The organism is Paraniabella ginsengisoli, assembly GCF_022513635.1.
Lineage (GTDB): Bacteria > Bacteroidota > Bacteroidia > Chitinophagales > Chitinophagaceae > Niabella > Niabella ginsengisoli.
Genome location: NZ_JAKWBL010000004.1, coordinates 1,060,123 through 1,079,694 on the forward strand (window position 1 = coordinate 1,060,123; position 19,572 = coordinate 1,079,694).

Here is a 19,572-nt window from a genome sequence, read left to right on the forward strand (position 1 = left end):
CTTTTACATATCAAAGTAATTACACCAAAAAAGTTTCCCTTTTCAAATGTCCGTATTTAATCAATCGAGAAGTTATATCATACGCGCCATCTTCCTCGCAGTATTTTTAGTAATACTGGGGCAATTGGTGAATCTGCAAATATTTAGCAGAAAATACCATGAATTGGCGAGAGATAATGCTGTTTTTGCAAAAATAGTATATCCGGAAAGAGGAATCATTTTCGACAGGAACGGAAAGCCTATTCTTAATAATACCATTATGTTTGATTTAATGGTAACACCTGCAGAAGTTAAAAACATCGATACTGTAGCTTTTTGTAAATTGATGAATATTGATACGACAGAATTTAGAGAAAGGATCATCGAAGCAATCATTAAGAACTCGCGCGTACGGCCTTCCATTTTTATTTCACTGCTTACGCCCCAAATGCAGGCCAGGTTTGAGGAAAACAACTGGCGATTTAGCGGCTTTAATTTACAAGCCAGGCCAGTAAGAACCTATCCTTCTAACGTCGGTGCACAGGTATTGGGGTATATTGGCGAAGTAAGCCCGACTGAAATTGAACGTTCGTCAAAGTATTATCGCATGGGCGACTACATTGGCAAGAATGGATTGGAGCGAACCTACGAAAGTGTATTGATGGGACAACGTGGTGTTGAATATATGATCAAGGACAATAAAAACAGATTGGTTGGTCATTACGAAAATGGTGAATTTGATACAACTGCCACAGCCGGAAGAGGTTTGAAAACCTTTATAGACGTGGAGTTACAGCAACTTGCTGAAAAATTATTTACTGATAAATTAGGTGGGGTTGTAGCAATTGATCCTAAAACAGGGGGAATACTGGCGATGGCTTCCGGACCTACATTTAATCCTAACGATCTCACAGGTCCTGATTTTAGGAAGAATTATGGCGAACTACAGATGCTTGCGACAAGACCCTTACTTAACAGAGCTATAAAGGGAGAATATCCGCCGGGCTCCACTTTTAAACCTATCGGGGGTTTAATTGCTTTAGACCAAGGCGTTATTACACCCTCTTACGGATACGCGTGCGGAGGCCGCTATTATGGTTGTGGAGGTGGCAAACCAGCTTGTACGCATTCTAACGCGGGGCATGCAGCTAATTTGAGATTGGCAACAGCCAATTCCTGTAACTCCTATTTTACTGATATTTATCGCAAGGTTGTTGACAATCCCAAATACGGTAGTGTAAAGAAAGGTTATGCCGTTTGGGAAGAATACATGCACAACTTCGGTTTTGGTGTGCGTTTGGGTGTCGATCTGCCCAGCGAGGATAATGGCAATGTAACCACAGTTGCCCGATATGACAAAATATATAAAAATAGCTGGAACTCTTGTACCAATCTGACATTGGGTATTGGTCAGGATCAGATGTTAGCCACACCGTTACAATTAGCTAATTCTGTTTGCATTATAGCCAACAAAGGCTACTATTATACACCACATTTTGTAGATAGTATAGAAAATGAAACTATTGCTGATACAGCTTTTTTATCACGATATAGAAAGAAACACTCAGTGTTAACCCATATTTCAGATACTGCGTATAATGCTATTATCAGAGGAATGGAAGATGTGGTGTTGATAGGTACTGCAAGAACTGCACAAATACCCGGTATAAATGTATGTGCTAAAACAGGTACTGCACAAAATTTTCACAGAGGTAAAGAACAAAAAGAGCATTCTGTTTTTGTTTGTTTTGCTCCAAAGGAAAATCCTAAAATTGCCATTGCCATCGTTGTTCAAAATGGAGGTTATGGAGCAACATGGGCAGGGAGGATGTCGAGGATATTGATGGAACAATATTTATTAGACAGCTTAACAGACAAGAGCAAGGCAGATCTCGAATCTATTTCAAAAACGAAAATTATTCCTGCCTTTATACCTCGCGAACAGTATATAATGGACTCAACAAGTGCCGCGTTTTATGCCAATTTAAGAAAAGACAGCACTAATTATTGGAAGTACTTAAGAGGAGATAAACCGGTTAAAAAAGATAGTAGTAAAGTTGTGACACCTTTAAAGACTACTAAGATACCAGCTAATAAAAAGGTTAACGAACGAAAAGAGTACTGGGCAATAACTGATAATAAAAAGAATATCCCCAAAGCAGCGAATATTTAGCATGAACCAGCGTAAAACAGAAATCTCAAAAGGCGTCGATTATATTCTGATAATCGTCTATTTTATTTTACTGGCAATTGGCCTGCTAGCCATTTTTGCTGTTACCTATAAGGATGGAGATCCGGTGCTGCAAAGCTTTATAGGATATAAAACAGATTATAGCAAGCAGTTTTATTATGCTTGTGTAGCCATGATTTTGGGACTGTTCATTATACTTACAGATAGTAAGTTCTTTCCTGCAACTGCTAATCTGTGGTATGCTGGAGGTATATTACTTTTATTGCTTGTATTCCCGTTTCACTCAGCAGTAAAAGGAACAGAGTCTATTATCCGTTTAGGTGGGTTTCAGTTTCAACCGGCTGAGTTTTGCAAAATAAGCGTGGCGCTCGCACTTGCAAAATATCTTTCATTGCCCGAAATGGATTTTAGTAAACCAAAATCTCAGCTAATTGCTGCAATCATAACTCTTGTGCCGGCGGTACTAACCGTATTGCAAAAAGAAACAGGTTTAGCATTAGTGTTTTTTGCGTTCTTTTTAGTGATGTTCAGGGAAGGGCTGCCTCCCATATACATTGTAATTGGCTTTGTAGCAGCTGCATTGGTAATTACCACATTACTGGTTGATAAAAATATTCTGGCTATTATTTTGACCGTTATAACGGCCATTGTAATATTTTTTAGCCAAAGGCAGATCAAAAGAGATAAAGGGCTGCTTGTCAAAATTATTTTAATCTGGCTGCTATGCGTTGGTGTACAGCGGTTTGGCGTGCCTTTTTATTCACACATGTTTTTGAAAAACATCAGGTAGAGCGTATTTTCAGCACCATTGGAAAAGACATTCCCGAAGAATACATAGAAGGAGAAATAAAGCTTGATTCAAAAGGCAAACAAAAGAACACTGCCGATTATAACGTAAAACAATCAAAGATTGCCGTAGGAAGCGGAGGCATTATTGGTAAGGGTTTGCTAAGCGGCACTCAAACCCGGTATGGTTTTGTGCCAGAGCAACGTACCGATTTTATTTTCGACACAATTGGTGAGGGGTTTGGTTTTGTAGGCAGTTTTGTGCTGTTAGGCCTGTATTTGCTGCTTTTGTTTAGAATAGTAACCATTGCTGAACGACAAAGAAGTGCCTTTAGCCGATGTTATGCTTACGGCGTAGCATCTGTTTTCTTTTTCATATATCTATAAATTTGGGAATGACCATTGGGCTAGCACCTGTAATTGGTATCCCGCTGCCGCTTATAAGTTATGGCGGAACCTCTTTGCTTACTTTCACAATAATGCTTTTTATACTGATCAGGCTGGATGCTGACCGGCAAATGGTATTGCGTTAAATTTTTTTCAAATTATTGTAACTTTTCGTTTTCACGTCCGTATAACAAATATGGATGAATGCTATTGTGTACTTGTAAGATGAGATTTGTACCACAAATGAAGGGAGTGACACAAGATCGATGGGTAATGTTCAATAGCTGATTCAATAATAATAATAATAGCGATTTATCACTAAGTCCTCGGCTGTTTATGACGGAGAAAGAATATAATGACTGTGTAACAAACCATGCCGATGCATTGTATCGGTTCATGATTAAGTCTTTGAAACATAGCGCAGATGCGGAAGATATGGTACAAAGCGCTTACGAGGTTTTGTGGCAGAACAGGCTTGAAATAAAATTTGAAACGGCTAAATCGTATTTATTTAAAGTGGCTTATCATAAAATGATCGATCATTTTAGAAAGAGCAACCGGACAGAACTGTACGAAACATTGGAATACCTTGACAAAGGAGTAGAAGAAAAAAGAGACAACCTGAAATCCATTTTGGAAGAAGCTTTGGGTCGGTTGTCAGAACAAAACAGGTCGCTTGTATTATTAAAGGATTATGAAGGTTATAATTATGAAGAAATAGGAGAAATAACCGGGCTTAATCCATCGCAGGTAAAAGTTTACCTGCATCGATCAAGATTACAGTTGAAAGCGTATCTGGTAAAAATTGAGAATTTGGTATAGTTAAAAAAGTAAATGCAAATTAACCAACATAATTATGAAGCGTTCTTTTTGATGTATGTAGATAATGAGTTATCGCTACAGCAACAGGAAATGGTAGATGCGTTTGTTAGGCAAAATCCTAAACTGGCTAAAGAGTTGGAAATGCTGAAGCAAACAGTATCGGGCGCTGATGAGACGATTCAATTTAGGAACAAAGAAAAGTTGATGAAGAGTATATCATTTACCGAGGAAGACCTGCTTACCTATTTAAACGGTGAGGCTGATGCACAGATGGCAGGTAAAATTGAAACCAGCCTTCAACATGACGATGCGCTAAAACAACAAATAAGCAAGCTTGAAAAATTATATCTGTCTGGCGATGACGAATATGTATATCCGCGCAAAAATGATTTATATAAGCATGTTCCGGTAAGAAGAATGGACTGGAGGAAGATGGCCATAGCAGCATCCTTATTAATTTGTGTAAGTGCCTGGTTGTTTTTATATAAAGGCGAGGAAGATGTGTACGTTCCGATTGCGAAGATAGATACGACTCAACAACAAATGGAGGCAAAACCATTGATAAAAACAGATAGCGTAATGCCGCAATCTTCCGAAGAAACCGTGACAACACCTGGCTTGTTGGATGAACCTGAAATAAGTGTAACGAATGTTATTAAGAAGGATAAGGGAGTTGTTCAACCTCAAAATAAAGAGGTTAGTAAAAATGAGATTGAGAAAGCAGAAACTGTAATAAACAGACAAGTTGTAGACAAAATCGGCGATGAGATTAAGCCAAACGAATCTATTAATACAAATAATAAAGGTGTTGTAGCTAAACAGGGTATAGAAAAAATACCTGTAGCTGAATCTAAAACTCAGACTGCTTTTGAAAATGCGCCTGCGAAAGAAAAAAAGAAATCCTTCTTTAAAAAAATTGAAAAAAGATCGGTGACCAGGCACTGGATATATTGTCAGACGGAACTGATAAGATCAATGTTGCTGGCTTCGCTATTAATGTTGACAGGTGATTTTTATCGAAAAGTCTTTCTGTATCAACTAACAAACATAAAATTTACAAGAAAAACAGATACATATGTTACGCAAAATTTTACCAACCGCTTTATGTGTTGTTATGACTGCGGCTGCTTACGGACAAGATGATACGAGTTCTGTAACCGTGCAGGTTATAACTGATAAAGACAATAAAAAAGTAATAGTTGATGCTGACGGAGATGTGTGGCAAAAAACAACGAAACGCAAAAATGTTAGTACCAGTTGGATTGGTGGCTTCGATTTAGGATTTGCCAATTTTGTAGACAATACCGACTATGCATCGGCGAGCGCACAGGCTTTTGCTCCAGGCGCAGACGCTGCATCTTTTGACCTTAGAAATGGCAAATCAATAAATTTTAATCTTTGGATTTTTAGCCAGAAAGTTAATCTGATCAATCATAATGTTAACCTGAAATATGCGCTGGGCCTAGAACTAAACAACTACCGGTTTAAAAACCCAATTCGTTTTGATGAAAATGCTCCTTACGTAAGATGGGATAACACGGGAAACCGCGTGTATACCAAAAATAAGCTGGCGGCAGATTACGTAACCATTCCTGTTATGCTGAATTTTGATTTTGGAAAAGGACAATCAGTAAAACGGCGAATTGGTGGAAATAAATCAAAAATAAAATACAATAGCTTTTCACGCGAATGGGGCTTCAGCGCAGGTATCAGCGCAGGTTATTTATACAGCGCGCGTAATAAAACTATTACATCAGATGAAGGCAAACAAAAATTGAAAGATAATTTTAATCTTAATCCATGGAAGTTATCTTACGTGGCAGAGATCAATCTCGGATATTTTAGTTTATATGGTTCATACGCTATGAAGGGTATGTTTAAGGATGGATTGGATATAACACCTTACAATGTTGGTATCAGGTTCTAAAATGTTAATAGCAATAATAACACAGTTTTGATTTTCAATTTAAGCTAAAATGTATCTTTACGGAATGATGAAATTATTGCTTTCCGTACTCCTTTCGGTCTGTACTATGTGGTGCATGGCCCAGGATCACCCCAAGCCTGACACACTTGAAATTGGCGGCATTACCATTATTCGCGACAATGATCAAGGTGCTTACACAAATACTAAAAAGAAAGGCTTCCTGAAAAAACTGAGCAGCAAACCAATCCTAAGAAAATAAAAACACAATGGGCTATTGTGGATATTGGCGTATCCAACTATGTAGATAACACCAATTATACCAGCGTTGATGCGCAGAATTATGCACCTGAAGCTAATGACGAATGGTTGGAATTAAAGCCTTTCAAATCACGTAATGTGAATATATGGCTGGTAACGCAGCAGTTCAATCTCATTAATCATTATGTAAATTTCCAGTACGGGCTTGGTATTGAGCTCAATAATTATCATTATAACCAACCTATACGTTATGAGGCTCAAACACCGGCTGTTGAAAATGCACCTGTTATTTATTTAGATGAAACACTGAACAGAACTTATAAGAAAAACAAACTGGCAGCAGATTATATTACGGCACCGGTAATGCTCAATTTTAACCTGACTCCTTATCGGCTATACCCTTTCGAAATAAGTGCTGGTATCAGTGCCGGTTATCTTTACTCGGCCAGAAATAAATTTGTCAATTCTGACGATGGCAAAATAAAAACACGCGGTGATTTCGACATGCGCCCCTGGAAGTTGTCGTACATAGCAGAAGTGAACCTGGGCGTTATAAGGTTATACGGCTCGTATGCATTTAAAGGCATGTATCTGCGCGGCCTGGATATAAGGCCCTACAATTTTGGCATCAGAATTAAACCTGTAGAGATTTTTGGAAAGGTTGAAACGCCGTAGTTGTAAGTAGGGAAATACAGGTTACAAGTTACTGGTTGCAGGTTACTTGAAAACGGAAACTTCAAAATCAATCGAAATGGCTGCAATCAGCTTCACTGCTACTTTGAAGAAGTTCGCATCAAACGGCGATAAAACTGGTTGGACTTATATTGAAGTGCCGGCTGAACTGGCGCAACAACTAAAACCAAATAATAAAAAAGCATTTCGTATAAAAGGTAAAATAGACAAGCATCCAATTTTTGGAGTGACATTGTTGCCAATGGGAGCTGGTGATTTTTTATTGGCAATAAATGCAGCGATGAGAAAAGGGATTGCTAAAAAGCAAGGTGCCATGGTAACCTTAACTATTTCTGCTGATGAAAATAAATATAAATTGAATGAAGAATTTATGGCCTGCCTCGCTGACGACCCGGCGGCAAAAGTTTTTTTGAAACATTAACCCCGTCTCATCAAAACTATTTTAGTAAATGGATTGACGAAGCCAAAACCGACCAGACAAAAGTGAAGCGTATAGCACAAGCCATTTTTGGACTTACTAATAAGATGGATTACGGGCAAATGATACGTTTTCACAAAGGGAAAGTGTGAGATTGTGATGAAAGTTGACGGATGAAAGTTGGCAGCCCAAAGGATTGAATTGAAATAAGCCGATGCAAAGCTTGTGGGTATTTGGCGAAGAATATGTAGGATGATTTATGTACCACAAAACAAGAGTGCGACGCAACAAAGTTGCTACATATTCTAAGCTGGGCTCATAAAAAACTTCAAATCAGAAATCCTAAATCAGAAATCGAAATTCCTGCCTTATTTTTGCGCCCTATGGCAACAGAGACAACAAGGTTTCAGGCGATTATATCGCATTGTAAAGAATACGGTTTTATTTTCCCGAGTAGCGAAATATACGATGGCTTGCAGGCTGTGTACGATTACGGTCAGTGGGGAGCAGAGCTGAAAAAAATATCAAAGATTATTGGTGGAAATGGATGACGCAGATGCAAGACAATATTGTTGGTATCGATGCGGCTATTTTTATGCATCCTACTACATGGAAAGCCAGTGGCCACGTGGACGGTTTTAATGATCCGATGATTGATAATAAGGATAGCAAAAAGCGTTACCGCGTTGATCATTTAATTGAAACGTTTACCGATCAGCTAAAAGCCGAGGGTAAAGAAGATGAAGCCGCGGCTATTATCAGCGAAATGGAAAAGGCCGATGCAGCGGGCGATTTGCCGGGACTGAAAAAAATTATTGACGATAATAAAATCAAGTGTCCGGTAAGCGGCACAGCCAATTGGACAGATATCCGTCAATTTAACCTGATGTTTTCGACCGAGTTTGGCTCAACAGTTTCATCAGAAGATGAAAATAATAAAGTATATCTGCGCCCGGAAACAGCGCAAGGAATTTTTGTAAACTTTTTGAACGTACAAAAAACGGGGCGTATGAAAATTCCGTTTGGTATTGCACAGATTGGTAAAGCATTTCGCAACGAAATTGTAGCACGTCAGTTTATTTTTCGGATGCGAGAGTTTGAGCAAATGGAAATGCAGTTTTTCATCAGGCCTGGCACTCAAAAAGAATGGTATGAATACTGGAAACAAGCTCGTTTAAAATGGCATTTAGAATTAGGTGTTCCCGATTCGGAATATCGCTTTCACGATCACGTAAAGTTGGCGCATTATGCTGATGCAGCTTGTGATATAGAATATAATTTTCCGATAGGCTTTAAAGAACTGGAAGGCATTCACAGCCGCACTGATTTTGACCTGCGCAGTCATCAGGAATACAGCAGAAAGAAGATGCAGTATTTTGATAATGATGTTGATCCTGAAACTGGAAAGCCTTATGGGAACTACATTCCATACGTTATTGAAACATCTATTGGCTTAGACCGTATGTTCCTGTCAATGGTTTGCGCAGCTTATACGGAAGAAGATTTAAGTACTACGGAAAAGCAAGACAGCCGTGTGGTGTTGAAGTTCCCTGCAAAACTGGCTCCTATAAAACTGGCGGTTTTCCCGCTGTTAAAGAAAGATGGCTTACCTGAAATAGCGGCAGCAATAATGGCAAAATATCGCAGCGAGTTTAAGTGCTTTTATGAAGAGAAAGATGCTATTGGTAAGCGTTATCGCCGGATGGATGCCTTGGGTGTTCCGTTTTGTGTAACGATCGACCATCAAACTAAAGAAGATAATACGGTTACCATACGTTATCGCGATACGATGAAGCAGGAAAGAATTTCTATTGAACAGATTGGAGAGATTGTAAGTGAAGCTGTTAGGGTTTAAATCTTGCCACATAAGAAAAATAAGTTTGTTACTTGTCGACCTTTTAACGTATTCTTTTTTCGTATGGCACGTTTTTAGTGATTACACTTATATAATTAAGTAAAATCTAAAAAAATTGCTATGAAAAAAGGTTCTGGATTGATAGCATTAGGCCTTGCGGCCTGGGCTTATTGGAAATATAAGATGACTCCGCAGCAAAAGGAAAACGTTAAGAGTAAAGTTTCTGAAGCGGGCAAAAATATTTGGGAGAAAGTGCCCCAAAATATAAAAGACACAGTTGCTCCTCAAAAGCCTCAAGAAAATATTTAAATGATTAAGCGGCATTTTTTGCCGCTTTTTCTTTAAAAAAACCGCCATGCGATGGGCACGGCGGAAAAACTTCATGATATATATTCTGACAAGCTAAAGAAAGATGTCTTTGTAAAAATAAGATTTGTGATTTAAATGAACTAACAAATGTTAGGGAATTTTTATCTGTAATCCGTCAAAAGCTAAATACCTGTTTGGTGGTAGTTCTTCAGATACTTTGTCGTGCAAGCCCATTTGATGTGATAAGTGAATGAAATAAGCTTCTGGCGCCTCAAGCTCATCGGCCAGGTCCAATGCTTCCTGCAAAGTAAAATGGGAAATATGTTTTTCTCTTCTCAATGCGTTTAAAACAAGCACTTTTGAGCCTTTTATTTTTTCTTTGATGATATCATCAATTCGATTAGCATCCGTGATATAGGTAAAATCACCTAATCTAAAACCCAGAACGGGCATGTACATATGCCAAACAGGAATAGGAATAATATTCAGATCAGCAATCTTAAACTCATCATCGCTATTGATTGTATGAAGTTGAATGGACGGCACTCCTGCGTATTTTACGGCAGCGAAAGCATAATCAAATTCTACTTTTACACGATTTAACGTTGCCTCCGTTGCAAAAACATCCATCGGTTTTTTCTGAAAGTAATTGTATGCTCTTACATCATCCAGCCCTGCGATATGATCTTTATGAGAGTGGGTTAGCAAAATAGCATCCAGCTTATTTACATTATGCGTAAGCATCTGTTGCCTAAAATCCGGACCGGAATCTATTACAATCGTAGTTTCAGGAGACTGTAGCAGAATACTTGATCTCAGCCTTTTATCTTTATTATTTGTTGAGGCGCATACTCCGCAAGTGCAGCCTACCATTGGCACGCCAGAGCTGGTTCCGGTTCCTAAAAAAGTTATTTGTAAAGGTGGGTAAGGCAAATTAAATGTAAAATATAGAATGAAGAATTTAGAGTAATGTGTTATTATTCGCTCTCTTCTGATTTACGCTCACTATTTTCTGATATTTCGGCAAATAGCTTTTTCGAGTTATCATCTAACAGCGCTACTTCAATATTTAATTGTGGTATAATTTCGATAAGCGTGTTAATACGCCCCTCAATTTGTAAAAACTTATTTAGCACCACAACTTTCCTGTCGTCAAGTATGCAATAACCACTCTGAAAATTTCCCCGTTCGTATCTTAAAATATAGCCACATTGTTCGGGTATCGCCTCAAGTTTATCTAATGTATTTTGCGTGTACTTAATCATAATATAAAAGCTATTGCAAAGATAATGGTTCATTGCGCATCGACCATTGTCCATTGTCCATCGACCATAATTCCTACATTTGTATCTATGCCCAAAGCACGCAAAATTATTAATGACCCTGTTTATGGGTTTATAACAATCGACCATCCGCTACTTTTACAGATCATTTCCCATCCTTGCTATCAAAGATTACGAAATATTCACCAGATGGCTTTTGCACATTTGGTGTATCCCGGTGCTGTGCATAGCAGGCTGCATCATTCGTTAGGCGCTTATCATTTGATGTGCACTGCACTTAACGAACTGAAAGGAAAAGGAACCGACATAACGGAAGCCGAAGAATTAGGTGCTAAATTGGCGATTTTACTGCACGATATTGGACATGGTCCATTCTCACACGCACTCGAACATGAATTAATAAAAGATGCGCATCACGAAAGCATTTCATTGCTGATCATGCAAAAGCTGAATGAAGAGTTTGGCGGACAACTGCAAACAGCTATTGATATTTTTACTGACCAACACCCGAAAAAATTTTTGCATCAGCTGGTTTCCGGACAGTTGGATGTTGACCGAATGGATTATTTGAACCGCGACAGTTTTTTTACAGGAGTGGCAGAAGGTGTTATTGGCTACGATCGTATTATAAAAATGCTGGCTGTAAAAGACGGAAATTTGGTGGTAGAAGAAAAAGCTATTTATTCTATAGAAAAATTTTTATTGAGCCGCAGATTAATGTATTGGCAAGTGTACCTCCATAAAACGGTGGTAGCCGCTGAAAAAATGCTGATCATGATACTGCGTAGGGCAAAAGCTTTGATTGCATCGGGCATAGAAACAATTGGTGCAACCAGCGCAATTGATAAATTTTTACAAAGTAGCGGTTCTGAAGTTACTATAGAATCTTTATTAGATGATTTTTGCGATATGGATGATCATGATGTAATGGCAACCGTAAAGAATTGGTGCCATCACCCCGATAAAATACTGTCGGTATTATGCAAAGCCATCATTCATCGAAAAGTAATGCATATTAAATTGCAGTCCACACCTATTGATATGGATTTTCAGGAGCAAAAGAAAAAAGAGGTTGCAGGCATTGTAGGTATTGATGAGGCTGATGCCAGCTATCTTGCTTTTGGTGGAGAAGCAACCAACCTGCTTTATAATATTAATAATGAAAGCATTAATATATTGCACAAAGACGGCTCATTAAAAGATATTTCTCAGGTTGATAATCCGCTAATTGATGTAAAAATTAGCGAGCCTGTTAAAAAATACTACTTTTGCTATTTGAGGGTCTAAAGTTCAAAAGTTTAACTTTTAATATTTTTTACTTGTATACTTTCGACTCCTAACTAAAAATTTAAAGATCCTTAAAATGGTTTTTTCTGCATCGCAAATCGCACTTTTAATTAATGGCAAAGTGGATGGAAATCCCGAAGCCGCTGTTAAGTCTTTTGGTAAAATTGAAGAAGCAGGCGAGGGCCATTTAAGTTTTTTAGCTAATCCCAAATACGAGGAATACTTATATACAACCAAAGCAAGTATCATTATCGTAAACGAGTCGCTTGAATTAAAGCAACCCGTTGAAGCTACATTGATACGTGTTCAAGATGCATATAGTGCTTTTGCCACATTACTCGGTAAATACCAGGAGTTAAAGCAACAACAGTTAAAAGGTGTTCAGCAACCAGTTCATATTTCAGCATCTGCCACTTATGGTGACAATGTTTATATAGGCGCCTTTGCTTACCTTGGTGAAAATGTGAAAATAGGCAACGGCTCGAAAGTCTATCCTGGCGTGTATTTGGGCGATAATGTTGTGGTTGGAAACAATACAACTTTGCATCCAGGTGTAAAAATATTGCACAGTTGTCAAATCGGAAATAATGTAACTGTACATGCTGGTACTGTAATTGGTAGCGATGGCTTTGGTTTTGCTCCTCAGGCTGATGGAAGTTTTTCCAAAGTGCCGCAAATTGGAAATGTAATTGTAGAAGACGATGTAGAAATTGGCGCTAATGCTACCATCGACCGCGCTACAATTGGTTCTACCATTATTAAAAAAGGAGCCAAGCTTGACAATCTTATTCAAATTGCTCACAATGTAGAAATAGGTTATAGTTCGGTGGTTGCCGCCCAGGCTGGTATTAGTGGCAGCACAAAAATCGGCAATGGCGTAATGATCGGCGGGCAGGCTGGTATAGTTGGTCACTTGCATATTGGCGATGGCGCTAAAATAAACGCACAAAGCGGCGTTAGTAAAAACCTTGAACCAGGCAAAGCGGTTACCGGATCGCCCGCACACGAATATACATCTGCATTGAGGAGCCAGGCGCTGAGCCGCAAGTTGCCTGAACTCGAAAAACGAATACAGGAACTTGAACAATTGTTGCAACAGTTAAAACCCACGGTTTAATTTCTCAAGTTTAAAATACATGATATATTTATTGACCCATCAATAAATATATGGCATCGGAATTGCGACGCTCCGTTCAACAGCAGTATATAATTCAGCCTACATATTAGCTAGTAAAAAGTATATCACCAATCATCAGTAAATTGTTACCTCATAAGAATTTCCAATATGCAAATTAAAACGGGCGCGCAAGTCTGGGCATTACGAAATTTACTGCAGGAAAATGCAGATGCAACATTAGAGAAGCTTGCAACCGCCGGATATTCGTTTATTGAACCTGCTGGGTTTGATGTTCAAAACCGTACCGTACAAAATTTTACTCCTTCCAAATTGAAAAAATTGGCCAATGCTTATGGCCTTGATATTGTAAGTGGCCATTTTTATTTTGACCTGGGTAATGCAACAATAGCTTGTGAAGTTGCTTCAGAGCTTGGCATGAAATACATCGTGCATTCTTACTTTAAAGATCAGATAGACCAGAATATAGAATCGTACCAGAAAGCCGCTGAACAATTAAATAGAATGGGGGAAGTAGCAAAAAGTTATGGGCTTCAATTGGCGTATCATAATCATGCACACGAATTTGAAAATCTCAACGGAAAAATACCTTTCGATGTTTTGATTGAAAATACAGTACCCGATCTTGTAGCCTTCCAACCCGATCTGGGCTGGATGATTTATGCAGATGCAAATCCTGTTGATTATTTTACGAAGCACCCGCAACGCTTTCCATTATGGCATTTGCGAGATATTGATAAAACCAAACAATCAACCACCATTGGTAATGGCCTTGTAGCTTTTAAATCTATTTTTACTGAAAAGGAAAACGCCGGGCTTCAATATGCTATTGTTGAAATGGCATCGGGAACAGAAGATATACTTAGTAAAATGTTGATCAGTTACAGGTTTATAAATAAGGATCTTTGTTGAAAATTGATTTCTCAAAGAAATAAAATAATTGCGAAGCGGCCTCAACAAGGCCGCTTTAATTTTGAGTTCTTTAAAATGCAATCTCCAGAACTTGTCATGTAATTGCAGTCGAAACCATTAAAATGTTGGAGGAGTTGTATTGAGATCTGAATCCAGAAAATCGGTGATCATCGGGATCAGCCAATCGGTTCGATACATCATCCCAATGTGGGTTGTGCCAGGTATAATGGCCAGGCGGGATTTAGGCATACCATGTATATCACCCATTTTTCCGCCTCCCTTAGCACGAAATAACTCAAGCGCATGTTCATACTTTATTCCGTCGGCATCGCCAATTGCTATAAACATCGGAGCCTTAATGTTTATCACTTCCTTTGACCAATCATACGGCTTCAAATCAATACTCATAACTTTCTTTACAAATTCTTGGAAATGGTTAGGATCATTTCCAAGACTATCGTATTGCTTTTCTATAGGAGAACCTTTGAACATATCTGCATTGATCGTTGCAAAACTGGCTTCTACATCAGGCCACCAACCATCGTGTTTATAGCTGCCTGATAGTACCACAAGCCTGCGTACCTGTTCAGGATGGCGTACCGCCATTTGGAAGGCAATTCCACCGCCCATACTATAACCCAGAATATCTGCGCTATCTATTTTGAGATGTTTAAGTAGCCCAGATACATCATCGGCCATACCTTCGTAACTATATGGGCGGTCTATTTCTCTGGTGCGGCCATGGCCTTGCATTTCTGCTACTATTACTTTTCGATGTTTGGCAAAAAGTGGAATAATATGCGACCAATTTAAGGGAATGGTCATAAACGAGCCGTGTAGCAAAACAATAGGTTTGCCTTTGCCATAAACTTCATAATACATTTTCAGCCCGTTTACATCTGCATAGCTACTTTCAATTGGCTTTATAGACTGGCCATTAGTTGAGTCATTTGACGAAGCTGAATCATTGCTGTTTTCCTTTGAGCTTGATTGGCAGGATACAGCCATAATTAAAAGTGCAAAATAGAACCTGGTAAAAAGATGCTTATTCATTACAATGTGGTTTGTTACAATACAAATCTCGGCAACATTATAATGTTAGTTGCAGTGTGTATGCGACAATTAAGGACTAAAAAGCGACAAATCTGGTTGAGAAATAGCTTGCAAGGTATTATGCAAAAAGCGATCCAAATGGACCGCTGCTCTTAATGTAAGTTTTAAAAATGTACCTAAAATTTGTAAGCTACACTGGCTGTAAAATTTCTTGGCTTTTGAGGATTTACCGACCAGTATCCAATATAATAGGATTCGTTTGTAAGATTATTTACATTGGCAGAAATTCTGAACCTCTCGCCATTATAAAATAAAGATCCATTTAAAAGTGTATAGCTGGGTAAGTTAAATACTCCGGTAACGCTGTTGTCAATTACTTTATATACACCAGCGTAGTTACCGCCGAATCCTAATCCGAAATTCCTGAGCTTACCGGAATTGAATTTATAAGTTCCCCAAAAATTGGCTAATGTTTGCGGACCCTGGCCCCCAGGGCTTCTGCCGATTTCGTTGTAAAAATCATTTGGAGTTCCTGTATTACCCTCTATTACTTTGATTTTCCCATGACTAAATCCTGCGATAAAATTCAGCTGCGGTAAAGGATTAGCAGTGAGTTCCAACTCGAAGCCTTTGCTTTGCGTTTTTCCACCCTGCATGCCGTTGCCGTCTGGCAAATAATAAACCCTATTCGCAACTTTAGTGTTATAAAAAGAAAGAGTTGCAAAAAGTTTGTTCGCCAATAAATTAGCTTTGGCCCCCACCTCAATTTGATTAGCTTGTTCGGGTTTAAATGATTTTACACCCAGACTAGTTCCATCTTCATCAAAGATCTCTGATGGTGCCACATTATAAAATGTATTCATGTAATTTGCAAAAAGAGAGAGCTTATCAATAATGGGTTGATATACTAAGCCAAATTTTGGTGAGAATGTCAGCTGATCATAGTCGTCAGTTTCTACATTGGCCTTATTTTCAAAATAATCCAGCCTTAAGCCAACCAATGCAGACAAAGCAGGAGTAATATTTATTACATCAGACGCATAAGCACTGTATGCGCTGTTTGTAATTTTGGTATCCGAATGTTCAGTAGCAGCCAGCCCATTTTCAATGAATGATTGATCCAAACCATCGGGGTTTGATGGGTCAGCGGAAATAACATCACCCTGAGGGTTTACTCTTCTTGTAACAAGGCTGCCGGAGCTATTGTTTTTTACTGTTCGTGTAAAATAATCTAGTCCAAAAAGCACCCTGTTCCTAAGATTACCGATTTTGAAATCGCCATTAAAATTTTGTTGTGCATCAAAAGTGGTAGTGTTGTAATCCTGATTGCTGAATTCCTGGAAAAAATAATTTCGCTGTGTAGGTTCTTCCGGATCCACGCCATATATATAGGTATAAATTCCGTCAGACTTTATATTACTTGCCGAAACTACCGTTTGAGAACTCCAGTTGTTATTAATTTTGTATAATGCTTGTGCCTGTAAGTTTTTTCTTGGATTTTTAATTGTCAGGTCATTATTGGTAAAAGATAATTTAGGATTAAGGTTTAATTCCTCTATAGTTTTAAAGTCTAAGGCGCTTGCCCTGTCTGTGTTAAAAAACACCGGAGGAACTGCACGTTTTTCTTCTAAAATTTCTGCCAGTAAAGACAACGAAAGCCTGTCGTTTACCTCGTAGGCCAAAGTCGGTGCTATAAAAAATGACTTTTTGAATCCCGCATCCTGAAAGCTATTTTCAGTATGTAAGGCGGTATTTAATCGAAGTGCAATTTTTTTGTTTTACTTAACGGTGTATTGATATCAACAGCTAATCTGTGTAAATCAAAACTACCAATGTTGTAAGCCACTTCACCACCAAAATCATAATAAGGTTTTTTGGTAACGGTATTGATTATGCCACCATAACCGTAGAAGCTTGCTCCAAACAATGTTCCTGATGGCCCTTTTATAACTTGTATTTCTTCAACATTAGCAGGGTCAAGGTTGCCACTTACCAATCCGGGCAGCCCGTTAACCAAAGCTGGCTGAGCTTCAAAGCCTCTTAAAGAAAAATACGCGCCGCCATCACCACCCCGGCCGGTAGACTCCCAGCTCCTCGCTAATCCCGGAACGTTCCTTAATGCATCATCATAGTTGCTAATCACCTGCTCTTTCATCAGCTCTGCTGATATGCTGGAATATATCTGCGGGTTTTCCAAATTTTTGAGAGGCATTTTTGCAACCGTTGTTGTAGTTGCATTTTTGCTTTTATGACCAGAAATAATAACTTCTTCCAGTTGCTCTTTATTTTCATTCAAAACAAAATAAACTTCTGTAGTGGTTTGGTTAGTTACTTCAACCTCCTGTTGCTGATTAACTAATCCAACAAATGAAGTAGACAAAGTGTAGGTGCCCGGAGCAATGTTTTTTATTTCGAAAGCTCCGTTTTTATTGGCTACAGCGCCTTTGGCCGTTCCTTTTAATGTGATAGAAACCGATTCAGCAGGCTGCCCGTCAGACGTGGTTACCTTACCTTTTATGCTGCCGGTATTTTGGGCAAATATTGCGAAACTGGTAAATAGAAAAAAGAATGATAAAAAAAGTACTTAGAGGATTTTATATGCTTCATACCTAAAAAATTATTAGGCGGCGAAGTTATTTTCACTTTGAGATGTGGTGTTTACGAAATCGGGAATATTCTTAAATTATTTTTGGCTAAGGATTTCCGCTTAATTAGCTTGGCTTTTTAATTACCACACCTTTATCGGCTGGTCTTATTTTAATGGTTTAAATTCCGTTTTCTTCAAAATACAGCAGTACATGGTCTTTCAGGAAATTTTCCTGTTCTATTGGGTTGAAATCGGGCATAGGTTTTAACTGCTTGTAATGTGGCCATCCATCGGGGTCTTTATCTTCCAGTTCGTAATAGCCGCTGGGCGTTAATAAACGACAAACAGCGATATGCATCAGATCTTGTTTTTGTTCTTTTGTAAATTTTTCTGCTGGCGTTCCCAATTCCTGTATACCAATCAAAAACAGTATAGCTTCCATATCTGGCTTTTTGCCGAAACGTTCTACCAGCTTTGCTTCCAGGTTCCACCAGCGTATCTGCAGGTCATCATTTTTAAACATGGGGCGAAGGTAAGATTTAAGATGTTTAGAATTTAGTACTTAGATATTAATCTTGAGACTTTCGCAAGAGTATCTACGTACTAATATCTCAATACCAAAATTATTTACCAATCAAAAAGCAACTTCTGTTTAACTTCCCTTCAAAATCGAAAGGAGTGGTGGATCTTGTAATATCTTTAATGGAAGACGCCTTTATGGAACTTTCATCCAGTTTGAATTTGGTATAATTATTACTAAAGTAAAGTGAGCCGTTTTCGGACAACGCATCAAGACATTGATTGACTAATTTAACATGGTCTCTTTGAATATCCAGAATATCGTTCATTTTTTTACTATTACTAAAAGTAGGCGGATCCATAACAATAATATCAAACGAATTCTTTGACAGGGTGCCTAAATATTGCAATACATCTGCTACTAAGAATTGATATTTTTCAGCATCGTTAAATCCATTAGTTTCTATATTTTTCCTTGCCCAATTGATATAAGTGTTCGATAAATCAACTGTTGTAACCTGGCTGGCGCTGCCCGCAGCGGCATAAACTGAAAAGGAGCCGGTGTAAGCAAAAAGATTTAGTACCCGTTTATCAGCTGCTTGTTCCATTACCATTTTTCTTGTGATGCGATGATCTAAAAAAAGGCCTGTATCCAAATAATCTGTAAGATTTACAATAAACTTTAACCCATTTTCTTCAATGATAGATTCGCTTTTGGCATTATCAGTTTTCTGATATTGATCTTCACGTCCGGCTTTTCTTTTTCTGAGTTTGATAAAGATATTATCTGGCAGCACTTCTAAAACCTCCGACATAGCATCACGACTTTGTCGAAGCCAATATTGATGTGCCTCATCGTCCATGCTGTGATTTCTTTTATATTCTGATACATGAAGCTTGTCTTCGTATTTTTCGATGATAAGCGGGAATTCAGGAAGATCATGATCATAAATCCGGTAAGAACTTATATTTTGTTTTCGTGCTGTTTTTTGTAAATGCCTGAAAACCTTTGTCAAACGGTTTTTAAACATTTCGAATTTATCTGATCCATTCATCAATACAATATTTTTCACGAAATTAGCGCTTGCGCAAGTTGAAAGGTTGAAAAATTTACAAGACGTTGAGCTTCTTTTTCCTTTTAGCCTGTCAACTTTCAACGGTCAACTTTCAA

The 19,572-nt window shown here is 38.3% G+C and carries 22 protein-coding genes and 2 pseudogenes; 17 read left to right on the top strand and 7 right to left on the bottom strand.

Annotated features, from left to right (window positions below; translation table 11 throughout):
• The first annotated feature begins 46 nt into the window (after positions 1-46).
• From mrdA to MKP09_RS23155, 13 genes and pseudogenes are all read left to right on the top strand, one after another.
• Positions 47-2,152 carry a penicillin-binding protein 2 gene (gene mrdA, locus MKP09_RS23095; protein ID WP_240832893.1) on the top strand — a complete coding sequence of 702 codons (2,106 nt, stop codon included), beginning with the start codon at positions 47-49 and terminating at the stop codon, positions 2,150-2,152.
• Between the two features lies 1 nt (position 2,153).
• Positions 2,154-2,960, top strand: coding sequence for a rod shape-determining protein RodA (rodA, locus tag MKP09_RS23100; RefSeq protein ID WP_240832895.1), 807 nt, complete (start codon positions 2,154-2,156; stop codon positions 2,958-2,960).
• Positions 2,894-3,489: pseudogene (rodA, locus tag MKP09_RS23105) on the top strand (rod shape-determining protein RodA). Before rodA (MKP09_RS23100) ends, rodA (MKP09_RS23105) begins: the two are co-directional and overlap by 67 nt.
• Positions 3,490-3,679: 190 nt before the next feature.
• Complete coding sequence (locus MKP09_RS23110; RefSeq protein WP_240832897.1) at positions 3,680-4,165, top strand: RNA polymerase sigma factor; 486 nt, start codon at positions 3,680-3,682, stop codon at positions 4,163-4,165.
• A 12-nt stretch (positions 4,166-4,177) separates the two neighbouring features.
• Entirely contained in the window at positions 4,178-5,308 is a 1,131-nt protein-coding gene (locus tag MKP09_RS23115) for an anti-sigma factor (protein WP_240832899.1), read from the top strand.
• Positions 5,280-6,092, top strand: coding sequence for a PorT family protein (locus MKP09_RS23120; protein ID WP_240832901.1), 813 nt, complete (start codon positions 5,280-5,282; stop codon positions 6,090-6,092). The genes MKP09_RS23115 and MKP09_RS23120 overlap by 29 nt, the downstream gene beginning before the upstream one ends.
• A gap of 64 nt (positions 6,093-6,156) precedes the next feature.
• Complete coding sequence (locus MKP09_RS23125) at positions 6,157-6,351, top strand: hypothetical protein (RefSeq protein ID WP_240832903.1); 195 nt, start codon at positions 6,157-6,159, stop codon at positions 6,349-6,351.
• 17 nt (positions 6,352-6,368) lie between these two features.
• A complete protein-coding gene (locus tag MKP09_RS23130) occupies positions 6,369-7,025 on the top strand; it encodes an outer membrane beta-barrel protein (protein ID WP_240832905.1) in 657 nt (218 codons plus the stop codon).
• 76 nt (positions 7,026-7,101) lie between these two features.
• Positions 7,102-7,464, top strand: coding sequence for a DUF1905 domain-containing protein (locus MKP09_RS23135; protein ID WP_240832907.1), 363 nt, complete (start codon positions 7,102-7,104; stop codon positions 7,462-7,464).
• Positions 7,465-7,487: 23 nt separating this feature from the next.
• Positions 7,488-7,613, top strand: a pseudogene (locus tag MKP09_RS23140) (hypothetical protein); the annotation flags it as partial.
• A 141-nt stretch (positions 7,614-7,754) separates the two neighbouring features.
• Entirely contained in the window at positions 7,755-8,012 is a 258-nt protein-coding gene (locus tag MKP09_RS23145) for a hypothetical protein (protein WP_240832909.1), read from the top strand.
• Positions 7,961-9,316 (top strand): glycine--tRNA ligase, encoded by a 1,356-nt coding sequence (locus MKP09_RS23150; RefSeq protein WP_240832911.1) that lies wholly within the window; start codon positions 7,961-7,963, stop codon positions 9,314-9,316. The genes MKP09_RS23145 and MKP09_RS23150 overlap by 52 nt, the downstream gene beginning before the upstream one ends.
• 120 nt (positions 9,317-9,436) lie before the next feature.
• Positions 9,437-9,625 carry a hypothetical protein gene (locus MKP09_RS23155; protein WP_240832913.1) on the top strand — a complete coding sequence of 63 codons (189 nt, stop codon included), beginning with the start codon at positions 9,437-9,439 and terminating at the stop codon, positions 9,623-9,625.
• Between the two features lie 150 nt (positions 9,626-9,775).
• On the opposite strand, the gene MKP09_RS23160 is transcribed toward MKP09_RS23155, so the two are convergent.
• Together MKP09_RS23160 and MKP09_RS23165 are read right to left on the bottom strand one after the other, a co-directional pair.
• The gene (locus tag MKP09_RS23160) at positions 9,776-10,558 is read right to left on the bottom strand and encodes an MBL fold metallo-hydrolase (protein ID WP_240832915.1); all 783 of its coding nucleotides are present in this window, start codon (positions 10,556-10,558) and stop codon (positions 9,776-9,778) included.
• A gap of 44 nt (positions 10,559-10,602) precedes the next feature.
• Entirely contained in the window at positions 10,603-10,890 is a 288-nt protein-coding gene (locus MKP09_RS23165; protein WP_240832918.1) for a hypothetical protein, read from the bottom strand.
• Positions 10,891-10,977: 87 nt separating this feature from the next.
• On the opposite strand from MKP09_RS23165, the gene MKP09_RS23170 reads away from it, so the two are divergent.
• The 3 genes from MKP09_RS23170 (at position 10,978) to MKP09_RS23180 (ending at position 14,242) form a co-directional block, all read left to right on the top strand.
• Complete coding sequence (locus tag MKP09_RS23170) at positions 10,978-12,195, top strand: HD domain-containing protein (protein ID WP_240832920.1); 1,218 nt, start codon at positions 10,978-10,980, stop codon at positions 12,193-12,195.
• Between the two features lie 76 nt (positions 12,196-12,271).
• Positions 12,272-13,312: a UDP-3-O-(3-hydroxymyristoyl)glucosamine N-acyltransferase gene (gene lpxD, locus MKP09_RS23175; protein WP_240832922.1), complete on the top strand. Its 1,041-nt coding sequence runs from the start codon at positions 12,272-12,274 to the stop codon at positions 13,310-13,312.
• 168 nt (positions 13,313-13,480) lie between these two features.
• Entirely contained in the window at positions 13,481-14,242 is a 762-nt protein-coding gene (locus MKP09_RS23180; protein WP_240832924.1) for a sugar phosphate isomerase/epimerase family protein, read from the top strand.
• 117 nt (positions 14,243-14,359) lie between these two features.
• On the opposite strand, the gene MKP09_RS23185 is transcribed toward MKP09_RS23180, so the two are convergent.
• The 3 genes from MKP09_RS23185 to MKP09_RS27655 all read right to left on the bottom strand — a co-directional run bounded on the left by MKP09_RS23185 (position 14,360) and on the right by MKP09_RS27655 (position 17,762).
• A complete protein-coding gene (locus MKP09_RS23185) occupies positions 14,360-15,295 on the bottom strand; it encodes an alpha/beta fold hydrolase (RefSeq protein WP_240832926.1) in 936 nt (311 codons plus the stop codon).
• Between the two features lie 176 nt (positions 15,296-15,471).
• On the bottom strand, positions 15,472-16,977 hold the full coding sequence (locus MKP09_RS23190) for a TonB-dependent siderophore receptor (protein WP_240832928.1): 1,506 nt from the start codon (positions 16,975-16,977) through the stop codon (positions 15,472-15,474).
• 71 nt (positions 16,978-17,048) lie between these two features.
• Positions 17,049-17,762: a TonB-dependent siderophore receptor gene (locus MKP09_RS27655; protein ID WP_240833368.1), complete on the bottom strand. Its 714-nt coding sequence runs from the start codon at positions 17,760-17,762 to the stop codon at positions 17,049-17,051.
• On the opposite strand from MKP09_RS27655, the gene MKP09_RS23200 reads away from it, so the two are divergent.
• Positions 17,695-17,883, top strand: coding sequence for a hypothetical protein (locus MKP09_RS23200; protein ID WP_240832930.1), 189 nt, complete (start codon positions 17,695-17,697; stop codon positions 17,881-17,883). The two genes, MKP09_RS27655 and MKP09_RS23200, sit on opposite strands and share 68 nt — an antisense overlap.
• A gap of 177 nt (positions 17,884-18,060) precedes the next feature.
• Here MKP09_RS23200 and MKP09_RS23205 read toward each other — a convergent pair whose 3' ends face one another.
• On the bottom strand, positions 18,061-18,405 hold the full coding sequence (locus MKP09_RS23205; protein WP_240832932.1) for a hypothetical protein: 345 nt from the start codon (positions 18,403-18,405) through the stop codon (positions 18,061-18,063).
• Positions 18,406-18,505: 100 nt separating this feature from the next.
• Positions 18,506-19,456 carry a class I SAM-dependent methyltransferase gene (locus MKP09_RS23210; protein ID WP_240832934.1) on the bottom strand — a complete coding sequence of 317 codons (951 nt, stop codon included), beginning with the start codon at positions 19,454-19,456 and terminating at the stop codon, positions 18,506-18,508.
• Between the last annotated feature and the right edge of the window lie 116 nt (positions 19,457-19,572).